This window comes from Nocardiopsis sp. LDBS1602 (assembly GCF_035818715.1).
Classification (GTDB): domain Bacteria; phylum Actinomycetota; class Actinomycetes; order Streptosporangiales; family Streptosporangiaceae; genus Nocardiopsis; species Nocardiopsis alba.
The window spans coordinates 1-14473 of sequence record NZ_JAYLVW010000015.1 but is presented as its reverse complement, the minus strand read 5'-3'; the positions used below and the strand labels follow the sequence as shown (position 1 = coordinate 14473).

Genomic DNA, 14473 nt, shown 5'->3' with positions numbered 1-14473 from the left:
AGATCGAGCGGCGGGTCACACCCCAGGGGTGAAGGTAGGACCCCGCACCCTCCGACACCCCAGGGGGTCGGTACACGCGGTCTCCCACAACGGCCATAGGGGGTTGCCCGTTCGGGCGCCGGGAGTGTTCTGCAAGACGAGTCAAGCCGCCCGCGAGGAACGAGCCAGGCGTAGACGAGGATGAAGAACGCTCCCTCCTAGGGCGCCCGAACACGGCCCGAAGCGCCAGCGGAGGGCCAAAGCAAACACTTTCGGGCATCAACCGAAGCAGGGTGTAACCGGCACACGGTCTCCTGCCTCAGACACGGGGGGTGCAACCGGTACGTGTCCTCCTACACCAACTCCAGGGAGTGCCCGAAGCGCCGGCGGAGGGCCAAAGCAAACACTCTCGGGCCCCGACCCCAGCAGGGTGTAAGGGTGACACGCCCTCCCACCCCGACCACAGGGGGTGACGGGGTACCTGCCCTCCTACCTCACCCCCTCGAGGGCCCTCGTTCAAGGGAAGAGCCAGAACGAACACGGCCGGGCCAAAACCGGACACTCGGGTGCCCGAAAAACCTGCGACACAAACCCGAAGTAGCTAAAGGGTTACTCCGGGTATGGAAAGATCGTGGGCATGACCTCGTCCACCACATACAAGATCCTCGCCCCGTTGGCCGCGGCCGCGGTGGCCCTCGGGGGGCTGGCGATGATCGACCGGCTCCCCGAGCCCGCATCGGCCGTCACACAGGCCCTCTACACCTCGTCCGAAACCCCGACCGAATCCTCGGACCCCTCCGACGATCCGGCCCGTTCCCCCCAGGCCGCCGCCACTCGTGTGGACGGGGTCGCCCACCAGACCGGGGCCCTCACCGAGGCCCAGAACACCCGCGTCCTCGACTACTGGACCAGCGAGCGGATGGCGTCGGCCCAGCCGATCACCAGCCTGCTCGACTCCACCCTCGACCTGGCCTCTCCGGGCGGCGCCACCGAGACCGAACCGCAGGCCTCCCGCCCCGACAGCGACGGCGAGCGCTGGAACGACGGCGGTCTGGTCACCCGCACCACCGGCAAGGTGTACCTGACCATGGACGGACGCGACTTCACGTGTTCGGCCTCGGTGGTGGACTCGGCCAACAAGAGCACGCTGGTCACCGCCGGCCACTGCGCCAAGGACGGCCGCGGATCCTGGGCCCGCAACTGGACCTTCGTGCCCGGCTACGCCGACGGGGAGAGCCCCTACGGCAAGTACACCGCCCGTGACCTGATGGTCCCGCCGCGGTGGGCCGACAAGGCCGACGACAGCTACGACTTCGCGATGGTCGTGCTGAACAAGAACGGTTCCACAGCGGTGCAGGACGAGGTCGGCGCGCAGCGGATCTCCTTCGACACCTGGACCGACGAGCGCGCCCGACAGGGGGTCCAGGTGTACACCTTCGGATACCCCTCGGCCTCTCCGTTCGACGGCAGCTCGCTGCACTACTGCTCGGGCCGGACCGTGCCGGACACCGGCGGCACCACCGCCAACGGCGTGCGCTGCACCATGACGCAGGGTTCCAGCGGCGGCCCCTGGTTCTCCGACTTCGACCCGGCCACCGGGCAGGGCACCATCTCCTCGGTGGTGAGCTTCAAGTACGCCGACGACCGCAACACCCAGTACGGTCCCCGTCTGGGAGCGGAGGCCCGGCAGCTGTTCGAGCACGCGAGCGGGGTCTGAACCGCCCTCCTCCCGAACCTCGCGAACACGGCCGGCGGCCACCCGTTCTCCCGGGTGACCGCCGGCCGTTCGTCGTCCGCCCCCGCGGGCCGGATCGCCCCTACAGGTCGATACCGGTGAGGACCATGACGCGCTCGTCGGTGAGGTCGGTCATCGCGGAGCGCACGCCCTCCTTGCCCACGCCCGAACCCTTGATGCCGCCGTAGGGCATCTGGTCGGCGCGGAAGGTCGGCACGTCGCCGATGACCACGCCGCCCACCTCCAGCTCGCGGTGGGCCCGGAAGGCGGTGGGCAGGTCGCGGGTGAACACCCCGGCCTGGAGGCCGTAGTCGCTGTCGTTGACGGCGGCGAAGGCGGCGTCGGTGTCGGCGACGCGCTGGACGACCAGGACCGGCCCGAAGACCTCCTGACGCACCACCTTGGCGTCGGCGGGGGCGTCGGCCACGACGGTGGGGGCGACGGTCACCCCGTCGCGGGCACCTCCGGTGAGCACGCGGGCGCCTCCGGCGACCGCCTCCTCGACCCAGGAGACGACGCGCTCGGCGGAGGCCTCGTCGATCAGCGGGCCGACGTCGGTCTTGGGGTCGGCGGGGTCGCCGGTCCCGAGCGTCTCCACCTCGGCGACCAGGCGCGCCACGAAGTCGTCGTGGACGGCGTCGGTGACCACGACGCGCTGTACGCCGATGCACACCTGCCCGGCCTGGTTGTTGCCGAACAGCGCGATGCGCTTGGCGGCGTGCTCCAGGTCGGCGTCGTCCAGCACCACGGCGGCGGCGTTACCGCCCAGTTCGAGGGTGACGTGCTTGTGCGGGGCGCGTCGCTGGATCTCCCACCCGAAGGCGCCACCGGTGAAGGAGACCACGGGCAGCCGCTCGTCGACGATCAGGGAGGCGGCCGACTCGTTGGGCATGGGCAGCACCGAGACCATGCCGCGGGGCAGGTCGGTCTCGGCGATGATCTCGCCGAGGATGAGCGCGGTCATCGGGGTGGCGGGCGCCGGCTTGAGGATGATGGGGGCGCCCACGGCGATGGCGGGGGCGATCTTGTGCGCGACCAGGTTGATCGGGAAGTTGAACGGCGAGATGCCCAGGATCGGGCCCTTGGGCACGCGCCGGATCAGGGCCATGCGGCCGACGCCGCCGGCGTCGGTGTCCAGACGCTGGAGCTCTCCACTGTCCCGGCGGGCCTCCTCGGCGGCCCAGCGGAAGACCGACACGGCGCGTCCGGCCTCGGCGCGGGCCCACTTGATGGGCTTGCCGCTCTCGGCGGTGATCACCTGGGCGATCTCCTCGGCGCGTTCGCCGATCCGCCGCTGGATGTGGTCCAGGGCGGAGGCCCGCACGTGCGCGGGCAGGGCCGCGGCCTCGGCGGCGACCGCGTGGGCGGCGGCCACGGCCTCCTCGACCTGCTCCGGGGTGGGCACGGAGACGGTGCCCGCGGCCTCGCCGGTGTAGGGGTTGAGAACGGTCATCTCGGTGTCGCCGGTCGCGGCGGTGCCGGCCAGCCAGAACGGGTGCGTGGTCATGTCGGCGACGCTAACCGCCGCTCAGGCCGGCCCGCCTTGTCCACCCTTGCCAAACGAGGGCCCGCTCTTGGCCACAGTGGAGTAGTGGCCGGTCTCCGAGGCCGGATCGTCGGTGCTCGGCGGCATGATGGCCGTCCACGACCCGGGGAGGGACCCACAGGATGAGCGTCGGCCTCTACTACACCGCCCATCGCGACACCCCGCTGTCCGACGACGAGCACGCCGTCCTGACGAGGATCGTGGACGAGGGAGAACGGGCCCTGTTGGAGGAGGCCCGCCACAGGCTCGCGGAGTGGCGGGAGAGCGGTGAGGTCCCCGAGGACCTCGTCGACCCCGGGGAGATCTTCGAACCCCTGGCCCCGTACTCGATCGGTGAGCGTCCTCGCGAGCTGTTCGCCGGGTCGAGCAGACTCTCCTCGCCACGCGCGGGGTTCGAGACGCTGATGGCGCAGGTCCGCCACTACCTGGCCGCCCTCACCCGGCTCCGCGAGGCCCTGCCCGACGCGGAGTGGCGGGTGCACGTCGACGACCTGGACGTCCCCTGGGTCGAGGGACGCTACGTCCTGGAGGCGAAGATGTGAGCGTCGGGCGATGATCTTCGGTCAACCGCTGGCGTCCGGGCGATCCTTGGTGGACAGTGGTGGGTGAGGGTCCCGTCGAGGTGTTCGGTCGGACCCTCGGGTCCACCGCAGTCGACGGGAAACCCGGGAGTGCCCATTGCCGCTGGTCCACCGCACGCTCGTCACCGTCCCGGGGGACGACGGAGACCTGGTCGCCGTCACCTCCTCCGTCCTCTCACGGTGGTTGAGCAAGCGCGGTAGTTCCGGCGCGCGCGTGGGTTTCGACGTCTCGGGGCGGCACGATCTCAGCAACCGTTCCCGCGCTCTGGTGGTACGGCACGACAACGCCGACGAAGGCCTCACCTTCCTGCGTCTGACCACCGAATCCGAGAAACCCGACGGGCTGTGGCGCACCCTGATCACCGTGGTGGTCGACCCGGCCCTGTCCCCGAAACGGCACCTGTGGCTGGACATGACGGTCGACCCGGACCCCGGCACGCCCTCGGAGATCTCCCGGTTGGACGTGATGCCTCCCGAGGCGGCGCGCATGCTGTTGGACGCGGTCGACGCCCACGACGGCGCGTGCCCGATGCCGTCCGTGCCGCGCATCGTGCGCGGTCGTGACGAGGCCGACGTGGCCGCGCTGCACGCCTCCGTGCTCGATCCCCTTCGGCGGGCGGCGATCGTGGCGACCGGGGCTCCCCCGGACGTGACCGTCGCCGACTGGCGCGACTCCATGGCCGGGGCCCTGGCCCGATGTACCGGTATGTGCGCCGGATACGTGCTGGACGCGGCCGCCCTGGAACGGATGGAGCGGCTGCTCCCTCCCGGGCTGGACATCCCGGACGGCGGGATGCGCACCTTCCTGCCGGGGGTGGACCCCGACGACGAGGAGGACGCCTCACGCCACCCTCGGATGGGTCCGGCCACGCTGGACACCGCCCGGCAGGGGCCCCGGGTCCGCAACTGGGTGGGGGCGACCCTGGCCCGAGGCGTGCGCGACAGCGCCCTGTCCCAACGGCTTCCGGGGCCGCTCCGGGCGATCGACGCCCTGTTGAGCGAGGAGACCGACGATCTGCGTCGATCCCGTGCCTCGCTTCCGCCCGCCCCCTCCCCCGTCCGACTCCAGAGCCCGGATACGGAGTCTCCGCCGGTGCCGGAGCAGGCCGAGGCGGTGGCCCGGGAGAGACAGGCGCGAAGACTGCGCGAGGAGGTCCGCAGACTCAACGCGCGGCTCGCCGAGCTGGCGGAGGAGCACCACCATCTGCTCGCCGAGACCGCCGACCTGACCGAGGAGCTGGACACCGAACGCGAGAACGCGCGGCTGGCCCGCTACGAGGCGCGGTGGCTGCGCGAGCGGATCCGGGAGGAGGGGCTGTTCCGGTTGGCGGCCTCGCCCGCGCCGCGCGACCCCGAGCGGCGACCGCCCACGGGCGTGCCCGAGTTGTTGGAGCGGATCACCGACGACACGGCGCTGCCGCACCTGTTCTTCACCATCGAGGACCACACGGTGTACGAGCTGGCCGACAGCCGTAAGGAGAGTCTGTGGGTGACCCGGGCCTGGGAGGCCCTGACCGCCCTGAACGACTACGCCCGCTACCAGTTCGACAACCCGGGGAGCGGTCTGGGCTTCCACTCCTACCTGCGCGATCAGCCCGACGGCTATCGGGTGATCCCGGTCAAGCGGTTGGCCTCGCAGGAGTCGGACCACGTGCGCAATCGGGGCAAGCTCAACGAGAAACGTCTCTTCCGGGTGCCGACCGAGGTGGATCCGACCGGTCGGGTCCCGATGTACGCGCACATCAAGCTGGACATCGAGTACGGGATCTGCCCCAGGCTGTACTTCTATCCCGACCTGGGTCCGGACACCACCAACCGGGTCTACGTCGGCTACCTGGGCCGGCATCTGCCGGTCCAGCAGTCCAACTGAGCGCCGGTCAGATCACCTCGTGGCCGAAGAGGCGGGCGATCGGGTCCAGGTCGGGCGCCCCGTGGCGTTCCACCATCTCCTTGAAGCGGATCTCCTTGTCGGCGCCGAACCGGCGGACCTTGGCCGCGTAGGTGTCGACGGTGAGGAAGGTCGGCGGGTCGGTCTTGCTGTGGAACTTGTCGGCGTACATGACCAGCTCCTCCTCGGCGGTCTCGGCGAGGTAGTCGGCGACCGGGACGGGGAGCCCCTGTTCGCGGACGTCGCCGCTGGTGACCCCGACACCCGTGTGATGCGAACAGAACCGGCACAGGGTCTCGGGCAGCCCCTCGCCGGCCAGGAGTTCGTGACCGAGCACCCCGTGGGCGACGTAGCGGGAGGAGTCGATGTTCCCGGAGGCGTCGATCAGCCGGTAGACGCCGATGTCGTGCAGGAGGCAGCCGGCCCGGACCAGGGCGACGTCGACCCCCGGGTCGGGGCGGTCCAGGAGCCGTTCGGCCACCGCGCACACCGCACGGCAGTGCGTGTACACGCGCTCGAAGGCCTCGGCGGTGGGGGCGTACTTCTCGTGGAGGGCCCGGATCTGGTCATCGGTGGGGATCAGCACTCTCGGAAGCCTAGACGCACGGCCGCGGCTCCGGCGACCGCGCGTACCCTGGGGCCGTGATGGGAACGACGACCGCGACCACCGGGACGGAGACCGTGCCGACCGAGAACGCCACCGCCACGACCGTGCTGGCCGAGGCGGAGTGGCGGGAACGCGCCGAACGCCACGCCGCGCGCGTGGACGCGGCCACCTCCGAGCATCTGCGACGCCGGAGCGCGGGCGAGCGCCATCCGGTCGAGGACTTCCTGTTCACCTACTACAACCTCAAGCCCGCCCGGCTGCGCCAGTGGCATCCGGGTGCGGGCACGCTCCTGGCCGGCGAGGCCGCCCGGGATCGGCTCTCGGAGCGCTTCTACACCGAACCGCGCGGCGCCGACGGCGGTGTGGGGCTGGACGTGCCCGCCTTCCTGGCGGCCCGTCCGATCCTGGACTTCGTGGAACGGCTGCTGTCGTCGGTGGCCTCCCGCCCGGCGCATCTGGGCTGTTTCGGGTTGCACGAGTGGGCGATGGTCTACCGCACCTCCGAGGTGCGGCACGGCCAGGTGCCGCTGCGGTTGGGGCACGAGGGCACCGACCGGGTGGTGGAGTCGCACCGGATCCGGTGCTCGCACTTCGACGCCTTCCGGTTCTTCACCGAACCGGCGCGCCCCCTCAACACGCTCCGACCCACCAGGGAGGCCCAGGCCGATCTGGACCAGCCGGGCTGTCTGCACGCCAACATGGACCTGTACAAGTGGGCGTACAAGCTCGCCCCGGCGGTCCCCTCCGAGCTGGTCATGGACTGTTTCGACCTGTCCCGGGAGATCCGAGAGCTGGACATGCGGGCCTCCCCCTACGACCTTCTCGCGTGGGGATACGAGCCGGTGCGGATCGAGACCGCCGAGGGCAAGGCCGCCTACATGGAGTACCAGCGCGACTTCGCCGAGCGCGGCGCGGTGCTGCGGGAACGGCTGCTCGACGTGTGCCGTTCCCTGCGCGCCCACGCCTCCGTCTGACCCCTCAGGGCCGACGCCGCCGGGCGACGCGGTGTCCCCGCCAGGAGCCCACCAGCAGCAGGACGACGCCCACGCCCATCGGCACCAGGACGGCGGCGATCTGACCTCTCGGGTCGGGGATCAGCGGGGGCAGGATCGCGGCGGGCAGGAAGAGCAGACCCGCCACGACCGTCCAGCGCGCGGAGGCCTCGTGGACCGCGTACCAGGCGTCCTCGCTCGACCTGGTGTAGGCGGTCCGGATCCCGAAGAAATCGTTGGGCCGGATCCTCCGGCGTGCCCCCATGACCCCCATCACGATCAGCAGGAGCGCTCCGCCCGCCGTGGTCAGCGTCAACAGGACGAGCGGGCCGAGGGGGATGGTCTCTTCGGCGGCCCGGAGCGGGAGGCTCGCGATCACGCGGTCCCCTTCCGTGTTCAGGCGCCTCTGGGAGGCAGGGCGCAGGCGGCGGTGCCGCCGGGCAGGCGGTACCGGTTGGCGGCCACCGCCCGATAGGCGAGGCGGGTGACCACGCGGACCCCGGGCAGCGCGAGGAGACGGCCCAACGTCCGGTAGGGGAACCGACCGTGCGCCAGCACGCCGGCGATCGCGTCTCCCCCGGCGACCGGGTCTCCGTCGCTCCGGATCAGCCAGGCCTGCTCGTCCGCCTGTTCGGGGGTGAGCCCGAAGGCCGAGAGGTCGACGTCCTGCCAGGCCGCGAACGCGGTGCGGGTGCGCACCCGCTCACGGGCGAAGTCCACCGAACGCCGGCAGAACCCGCAGTCCTCGTCGTAGAGGAACAGGCCGGCGGAGGGGATGTGGGGTGTCTCGCGAGAATGTCCCATACCCCCTTCCTACCCGGGGCCGGGGTCCGTCGCCCATTCTCCCGCCGAACGGGAACGAGGGGTAGGTCACGGATGTCATGGGACCTCCGTCATGGGCGGGACGCGCGTTCCGTCGGATTTGGGAGAGTGGACGGTATGGCTGCCCTCCTCCGACGGCTCACCGGGCCCGGGCTCGACCCCCGGGGCCCTCGCCCCCACCCGGTGGCGCACGTGGCGTTCGTCGTCACGGTGTTCCTCTCCGCCCTGGTCCGCGTGTTGGACTCCCTCTTCATCGGGGTGGTGGTCCCACCGGGCCTGCCCTACCCCGACGCGTTCTACGTGGGCATGATGCTCTGCGTGGTACCCCTGTGCCTTCTGTGGCCGTTCACGGGGTGGAGTCCCGAGGCCCCCGCCCGGCGCCGGGCCGCCACCGCGTTCTTCCTCGTCCTGGCGATCCCGGTCTTTCCGATCATGGGCTTCGGCGGCAACGCGCTCGTGGCGATCTCCGTGGCCATGGCGGCCTGTGCCTTCGGGGTGCGCGGAGGACTGTTCCAGGCCGCGCTCGTGGGCGCGGTCAACGCCCTGTTCGGACTGTCCCACCCCGCCCTGCCCAACGGGTACGCGCTGGTCAACGGCGCCATCATGATGGGTTACGGCCTCTGCGCGGTCGCCGCGGTCGTGCTGCTCGTGCGCTCCGCCGAGCGGGCGCGTCGCACCCGCGAACTCCTCTCCGAACTGGAACACGCGCACGAACTGCTGCGCCGGCACGCCGCTCGGGATCGGGAACGCGCCATCGACGACGAGCGCGCCCGTATGGCCCGCGAGATGCACGACAGCACCGGACACCACCTCAGCGCCGTCCATCTGTGCCTGGCCAACGCCGAACGGGCCTTGGAGGAACTGCCCGATCAGGTCCCCCACGAGCTGCGTGAGGAGCTGCGCACCGACGTCTCGCAGGCACGTGGGCTCACCAAGGAGGCGCTGGCCGACACCCGCCGTTGGGTCCGGGCGCTCAAACCGCTCTCCCTCACCGAACGTTCGGGCCCCGAGGCGCTGCGCTCGCTCACCGAGTCGTTCGGCCTGCTGGGTGTGGCGACCTCCTTCACCACCACCGGCGTCTGGCCCGAGGGGACGGACGGGGAGGCCGACCTGATCGCCTTCCGGTGTGTGCAGGAGGCCCTGACCAACGTGCTGCGCCACTCCGACGCCGATCGGGCCGAGGTCCTGGTGCGCGCCCTCCCTGAAGAGCTCGACATCACCGTCTCGGACGACGGGCGGGGGCCCGGCGACCGGGTTCCCGGGTTCGGGCTGACCGCCCTGCGTGAACGGATCGGCGCCTTGGAGGGGACACTGGAGGTCGGCCCGGGCGAGGAGGGCGGGTTCCGGCTGCGGGCCCGGATCCCGACCGCGGCACACGAACGACGGACGGAGGCGGCGCGGTGAGCGAGCGGGTACGGGTCCTGTTGGTGGACGACCATCGGATCGTGCGGCGCGGCCTGGCCCGGCTGTTGGCGGCGGAGGGCGACATCGAGGTGGTCGGTGAGGCCGCCGACGGCGTGGAGGCCCTGGAACTGCTCGCCGACACCGCGCCCGAGGGTCTCCCCGACGTGGCCCTGGTGGACGTGCACATGCCCCGGATGGACGGCACCGAGCTGGTCCGGCGGCTGGCCGTCGAGTACCCGGGGACGTCCGTCGTGGTCCTGACCGGGCTGGCCGAGGACGAACACCTTCTGGCCTGTCTGGGCGCCGGCGCCCGGGGCTACCTGCTCAAGGACGCCGAGCCGGAGGAGGTCGCGGAGTCCGTCCGGCGCGCGGCCCGTGGGGAGAGCGTGCTCTTCGGGCACGCCGCCGAACGGCTGATCGCCACCCTGGCGCCGTCCCCGTCCTCCCCGTCGGCGGGGCCGGAGGCCGCTCTTTCGCCTCCGGCCCGCCACGGGCTCACCGAACGGGAGACGGACGTGGCCCGTCTCGTCGGCGGGGGCTCCACCAATCGGGAGATCGCCCGAACGCTGCACCTGTCCGAGGGCACGGTCCGCAACCACGTCACGAACATCCTGCGCAAACTCGACCTGCGCGACCGCACCGCCCTCGCGCTCTGGCACGCCGAACGCTCCTGAGCCCGACGGCTCCGGTCACCAAGTGGTCAGGAGCGACCAGCCGGAGAGGCCGGCCAGGGTCAGCGAGAACAGCGTCGAGAACACGAAGACCGTCACGTGCAGCCACCGGAACCGGCCCGCCTCCACCGGGACCCGACGCCAGTGCCACACGCCCAGCGCGAGTCCGGCGACGGCCAAGGCGACCCCCGCGGCCCACACCGCCGGAGGTACCGCGCTCCAGGCGCCGTTGCGCAGGATGTACAGGAGCCAGGCCAGGGAGCCCAGCCCCAGCGAGACGATCCGCAACCGGTCCAGGGGACGCTGCGTGATCAGGGTGCGGCGACGCAGGGCCAAGGCGAACAGCAGGGTGGGGGCGAGCAGGGACAAGGACACCGTGAGCACGAGCTGCACGGGCGCCGTCCGGACCGAGGGAACGGGTTCCGGGTCCTCGCCCAGCAGCGCGAAGCCGAGCGCCGGGGCCTCCACTCCGAAGCTGTTGGCCATGATCACGACGGAGCGTTCGCCGTCGGTGGCGATCATGGAGCGGCTGCCCAGGGTGCCCCCGCTGTGCCAGGACACCTCGCCGACGTCGGGCACCTCCAGAAGGTGCCAGCCCAGCCCCATACCGAGGCCCTCGGGGGCCGCGCCGGGCAGGGCGGAGTCGACCCGCTCACGGACCGGATCGAGGGAGGCGAGACCGGGCGCCTCCTCGCGGGCGACGGCGGCCATGAGCCGGGTCAGGTCCTCGGGGGTGGACCACACCGCGATCCCGGCGGCGGCGTAGTCGGTGTTGCGCCAGTCCTGGATACGGGCGCCCGCCTCGCCGTGCGGTCCCGCGCCGCCCTCGGGGACCCCGTCGGCGAGGGCGACGGTGGAGTCCATGCCCAGCGGTTCCAGGATCCGCTCCCGGAGCAGATCCGCGCGGTCGATCCCGGCCTCGGCGGCCAGCGCCTCGCCGAGCACCGCGTATCCGGCGTTGCTGTACTGGTAGGAGCCCCGCCCGAACGAGGTCGTACCGGCGACGAACTCCAGCGGGTCCCGGGCCCACCGGTACATGTCGGCCTGCACCACGGCCAGGAGAGAACCCGCCCCCGTCTCGGTCTCGGTGACCAGGCCCGCGTGGTGGGTCGCCAGCTCCTCCAGGGTGATCGAGGCGACCTCGGGGTCGGCGAAGTCCATGTCGGGGAAGACCTCGGCCAGGGTCCGGTCCGGGGACGTCTCGCCCCGTTCGACCATGTCGGCCAGCAGCATCCCGGTGAGGACCTTGACCACGGACGCGGTCTCGAAGGGGGTGTCGGGGCCGACCTGGGTCGACCCGTCGGCGGTCCCCGCGAAGACCCACTCCGCCGCGTCGGGATCGTCGTTGTCGAAGCGGGCCACGGCCAGCCCTTGGACCTGGGCGGGATCGAGGGCGGCCTCGACGTCCGCCGCGAGCCCCGGATCCCCCTCGACCGAGGCACCGGTCGCGGAGCGGTGGGGCAGGAGGGGCAGGAGCAGAAGTGTCAGGAGGGCGACGGCCACCCCCGCCGCCAGGGCGATGAGCAGTACACGTCGGGGGGCGGCGGGGGCACGGGGGCGCCGCCGGGGCGCGGAGGTCGGCGGGGTATCGGCCGGTACCGGGGGCGATGCGGGGAAGGACATGCCTCGATCCTTCCGAGGCGTGCCCCTCCCCCACCAGTCACGGACGTCATGCCGGTGTCACGTCTTCGACGATGCCCGATGTCACGTGTCGTTCCCCGACCCGTCCACGGCCGGGGAACGATCGTCAGACGTAGGCGACGGCCAGGGCGTAGGCCATCGTGCCGAGCAGGGTCAGCGAGAACAGTGTCGAGAGCACGAACACCGTGACGTGCAGCCACCGGAACCGGCCCGCCTCCACCGGGACCCGGCGCCAGTGCCAGACCCCGACGGTGATGGCGGCGGCCACCGCGCCGAAGGCGAGCGGGAACGCCACCGAGGGCAGATCGGTCCAGACCCCGCCGCGCTGGAGGTAGACCATCCAGGCCAGGTTGCCCAGGCTCAACGAGACGATCCGCATCCGGTCCAGGGGACGCCGGGTGATGAGGGTACGGCGGCCGATCATCAGGGCGAGCAGCAGGACCGGCGGGACGACCAGGAGGAACACGGTCATGCCGAGGACGAACGGTACGGCGGTCGAGGGTTCGGTCAGGGGCTCTCCCGACTCTCCCTCGAGCAGGCCCAGGGCCAGTCCGGTCTCCTGGAGCGTGTAGGAGTTGCCCATGAGGACCACGGCGTGTTCGTCGTCGAACATCACCGTCGTGGAGGAGCCGTAGACCTTGCCGTTGTGGAAGGTGACCTCACGGCCGTCGGGGAACCGCAGGTGATGCCAGGCCATCCCGAGGGACATGACCGTCTCCTCGTCCCCGCCTCCGGCCGGCTCCTCCTCGGAGACCTCCCCGGCCGTGGTCACCGCCTCCCGCAGAACCTCGACCGACGAGGCTCCCGGGGCGGTGCCGTCGTCGACGGCCGCGGCCAGGGTGACCAGGTCGGAGACGGTACTCCAGGTGGCGACACCCGCCGGGGCGTAGTCGACGGCGGTCCAGGGGGCCACCCGCACACCCGGTTCGAAGTAGGGCAGGACCCCGCCCTCGGGACGCTCGGCGGATACCTCGGTGTCGTCCATGCCCAGCGGGTCGAGGATCCGTTCGCGCACCAGTTCGGGGTAGGTGCTGTCGGCCTCCGCGGCCAGGGCGTGGCCCAGGACCGCGAAGGCGTGGTTGGAGTAGAGGTAGTGCTCCTTGGAACCGGCCGTGCTGTGGACCAGCCCCTCCACCGGCGGGGTGGCGCTCTCGTAGGGGCCGATCAGGAGCAGGGAGTCGAGGAGCACGGTGTTCTCGTCCCCGGTGGGGACGGCTCCCAGCCCGGAGTGGTGGGTGGCCATCTCCTCCAGGGTGATGGAGGCGACCTCGGGGTCGTCGAAGTCGATGTCGGGGAAGATCTCGGCGAGGGTGCGATCCAGGGAGGTGTCGCCCCGCTCGACCATCTCGGCCAGCAGCATCCCGGTGATCACCTTCATCACCGACCCCGTCTCGAAGGGGGTGTCGGGGCCCACCGGGGTGGATCCGTCGGCGGTGCCGCCGGAGGCCCATTCGACCGCTTCGGGGTCGTCGAGGTCGAAGCGGGCCACGGACAGCCCCTGCACCTCGACGATCCGGTCGCCGAGGATCCGTTCGACGTCGGCGGCCAGCGTCTCGTCACCCTCGATCCCGGTGGCCGGGGTGGCCCGGGCGGGGGCGAACAGGTGGGCGAGGACCGCGGCGATCACACCCACGACCAGGGCGAGCAGCCAGATCCGTCCGGGTGCGGCCGGGCTCTTGCCCCGGCTCCGGGGAGAGCCCGAAGGGGGCGATGGTGGCGCGGTGAGGGTGTCGGAGGACGTCATGCTCCCAGGGTGGTGGAGAGGCGCCGCCCCGGGCCAGTCGCCGCTGTCATCGACGACGCCGTGCGTTCCTCCCCACCTCCACGATGACAACCGTCATATCCCCGGAGAAACCGGTGGTGGGCGCGAGTGCCGGTGCGGAGAATGGCCCGATGGACCCTATCGAGATCCGCCCCTACCGTCCCGAGGACGAGGACCCGTGGCTGCGCTGCCGAGCCCTGTCCTTCCTCTACACCGCCTATTTCGACGACGTGGATCCGGTCAGGCCGACGTTGCGCGAGCCCTCCGTGGAACTGGTCGCCACCGTCGACGACGTCCTGGTGGGTGTTCTCGGCGCGGAGATCGAGAGCGGCGTCGCCACGATCGACACCATCGCCGTCCACCCCGATCACCAGGGGCGCGGTGTGGGCCGCCTCCTGTTCCAGGCCCTGCGGGACCGGTCGCGTGAGGCCGGGGCGCACACGATCGACGCCTGGACCCGGGACGATCCCGGCACCCTGGCCTGGTACCGGGCGATGGGCTTCACCGACCACGACCACTACCTGCACGTGATCGCCGACCGTGAGGAGGCCGGACACGCGGCGAGCCCGTCGGTGGGGTTCTCGGTGGCCGGGGCCCTCGTGCACGCCGACCTGGCCGACGAGGCACGGATGCGCGCGAGGTTCCGCCGGGTCCACGTATGCCGTCGGTTCACCCGCCCGGTCGACCCGCCCTCCTGAGCGGGGTGGCCCGGGAACGACGGGGGCGCGGGGGGCCCCCCCCCCCCCCCCCCCCCCCCCACCCCCCCAACCCCGACACTTCAAAATCCGGTAGAGGCCGTACCCGCGCGTGCGGAGAAGACACCCAAGGAGCCGCGACCCGATATG

13 protein-coding genes are annotated in these 14473 nt (G+C 71.7%); 7 read left to right on the top strand and 6 right to left on the bottom strand.

Going from position 1 to position 14473, the window contains the following annotated elements; all coding sequences use genetic code 11:
* Positions 1–616 precede the first annotated feature (616 nt).
* Positions 617–1696, top strand: coding sequence for a trypsin-like serine peptidase (locus U9J66_RS25455; protein ID WP_326338993.1), 1080 nt, complete (start codon positions 617–619; stop codon positions 1694–1696).
* 100 nt (positions 1697–1796) lie between these two features.
* Here the strand turns inward: U9J66_RS25455 and U9J66_RS25450 are convergent, their stop codons facing one another.
* Entirely contained in the window at positions 1797–3221 is a 1425-nt protein-coding gene (locus tag U9J66_RS25450; protein ID WP_326338992.1) for an aldehyde dehydrogenase family protein, read from the bottom strand.
* A 161-nt stretch (positions 3222–3382) separates the two neighbouring features.
* On the opposite strand from U9J66_RS25450, the gene U9J66_RS25445 reads away from it, so the two are divergent.
* Together U9J66_RS25445 and U9J66_RS25440 are read left to right on the top strand one after the other, a co-directional pair.
* On the top strand, positions 3383–3802 hold the full coding sequence (locus tag U9J66_RS25445) for a hypothetical protein (protein ID WP_326338990.1): 420 nt from the start codon (positions 3383–3385) through the stop codon (positions 3800–3802).
* 136 nt (positions 3803–3938) lie between these two features.
* The gene (locus U9J66_RS25440; protein ID WP_326338988.1) at positions 3939–5711 is read left to right on the top strand and encodes a hypothetical protein; all 1773 of its coding nucleotides are present in this window, start codon (positions 3939–3941) and stop codon (positions 5709–5711) included.
* A 7-nt stretch (positions 5712–5718) separates the two neighbouring features.
* Here U9J66_RS25440 and U9J66_RS25435 read toward each other — a convergent pair whose 3' ends face one another.
* Positions 5719–6315, bottom strand: coding sequence for an HD domain-containing protein (locus U9J66_RS25435; protein ID WP_042282945.1), 597 nt, complete (start codon positions 6313–6315; stop codon positions 5719–5721).
* A gap of 59 nt (positions 6316–6374) precedes the next feature.
* On the opposite strand from U9J66_RS25435, the gene U9J66_RS25430 reads away from it, so the two are divergent.
* Positions 6375–7310, top strand: a complete 936-nt coding sequence (locus U9J66_RS25430; protein WP_237450105.1) for a 3-methyladenine DNA glycosylase — start codon at positions 6375–6377, stop codon at positions 7308–7310.
* 4 nt (positions 7311–7314) lie between these two features.
* Here the strand turns inward: U9J66_RS25430 and U9J66_RS25425 are convergent, their stop codons facing one another.
* Positions 7315–7707 carry an SdpI family protein gene (locus U9J66_RS25425; RefSeq protein WP_042282948.1) on the bottom strand — a complete coding sequence of 131 codons (393 nt, stop codon included), beginning with the start codon at positions 7705–7707 and terminating at the stop codon, positions 7315–7317.
* 17 nt (positions 7708–7724) lie between these two features.
* Positions 7725–8132 carry a thiol-disulfide oxidoreductase DCC family protein gene (locus U9J66_RS25420; protein ID WP_014912584.1) on the bottom strand — a complete coding sequence of 136 codons (408 nt, stop codon included), beginning with the start codon at positions 8130–8132 and terminating at the stop codon, positions 7725–7727.
* A 135-nt stretch (positions 8133–8267) separates the two neighbouring features.
* Between U9J66_RS25420 and U9J66_RS25415 the strand changes: the two genes are divergently transcribed.
* Positions 8268–9554 (top strand): sensor histidine kinase, encoded by a 1287-nt coding sequence (locus U9J66_RS25415; protein WP_326338987.1) that lies wholly within the window; start codon positions 8268–8270, stop codon positions 9552–9554.
* Positions 9551–10228 (top strand): response regulator transcription factor, encoded by a 678-nt coding sequence (locus U9J66_RS25410; protein WP_326338985.1) that lies wholly within the window; start codon positions 9551–9553, stop codon positions 10226–10228. Before U9J66_RS25415 ends, U9J66_RS25410 begins: the two co-directional genes overlap by 4 nt.
* Before the next feature lie 15 nt (positions 10229–10243).
* On the opposite strand, the gene U9J66_RS25405 is transcribed toward U9J66_RS25410, so the two are convergent.
* A complete protein-coding gene (locus U9J66_RS25405; protein WP_326338983.1) occupies positions 10244–11848 on the bottom strand; it encodes a serine hydrolase domain-containing protein in 1605 nt (534 codons plus the stop codon).
* A 124-nt stretch (positions 11849–11972) separates the two neighbouring features.
* On the bottom strand, positions 11973–13610 hold the full coding sequence (locus U9J66_RS25400) for a serine hydrolase domain-containing protein (RefSeq protein WP_326338981.1): 1638 nt from the start codon (positions 13608–13610) through the stop codon (positions 11973–11975).
* Between the two features lie 149 nt (positions 13611–13759).
* On the opposite strand from U9J66_RS25400, the gene U9J66_RS25395 reads away from it, so the two are divergent.
* Positions 13760–14326 (top strand): GNAT family N-acetyltransferase, encoded by a 567-nt coding sequence (locus U9J66_RS25395; protein WP_326338980.1) that lies wholly within the window; start codon positions 13760–13762, stop codon positions 14324–14326.
* Positions 14327–14473 lie beyond the last annotated feature (147 nt).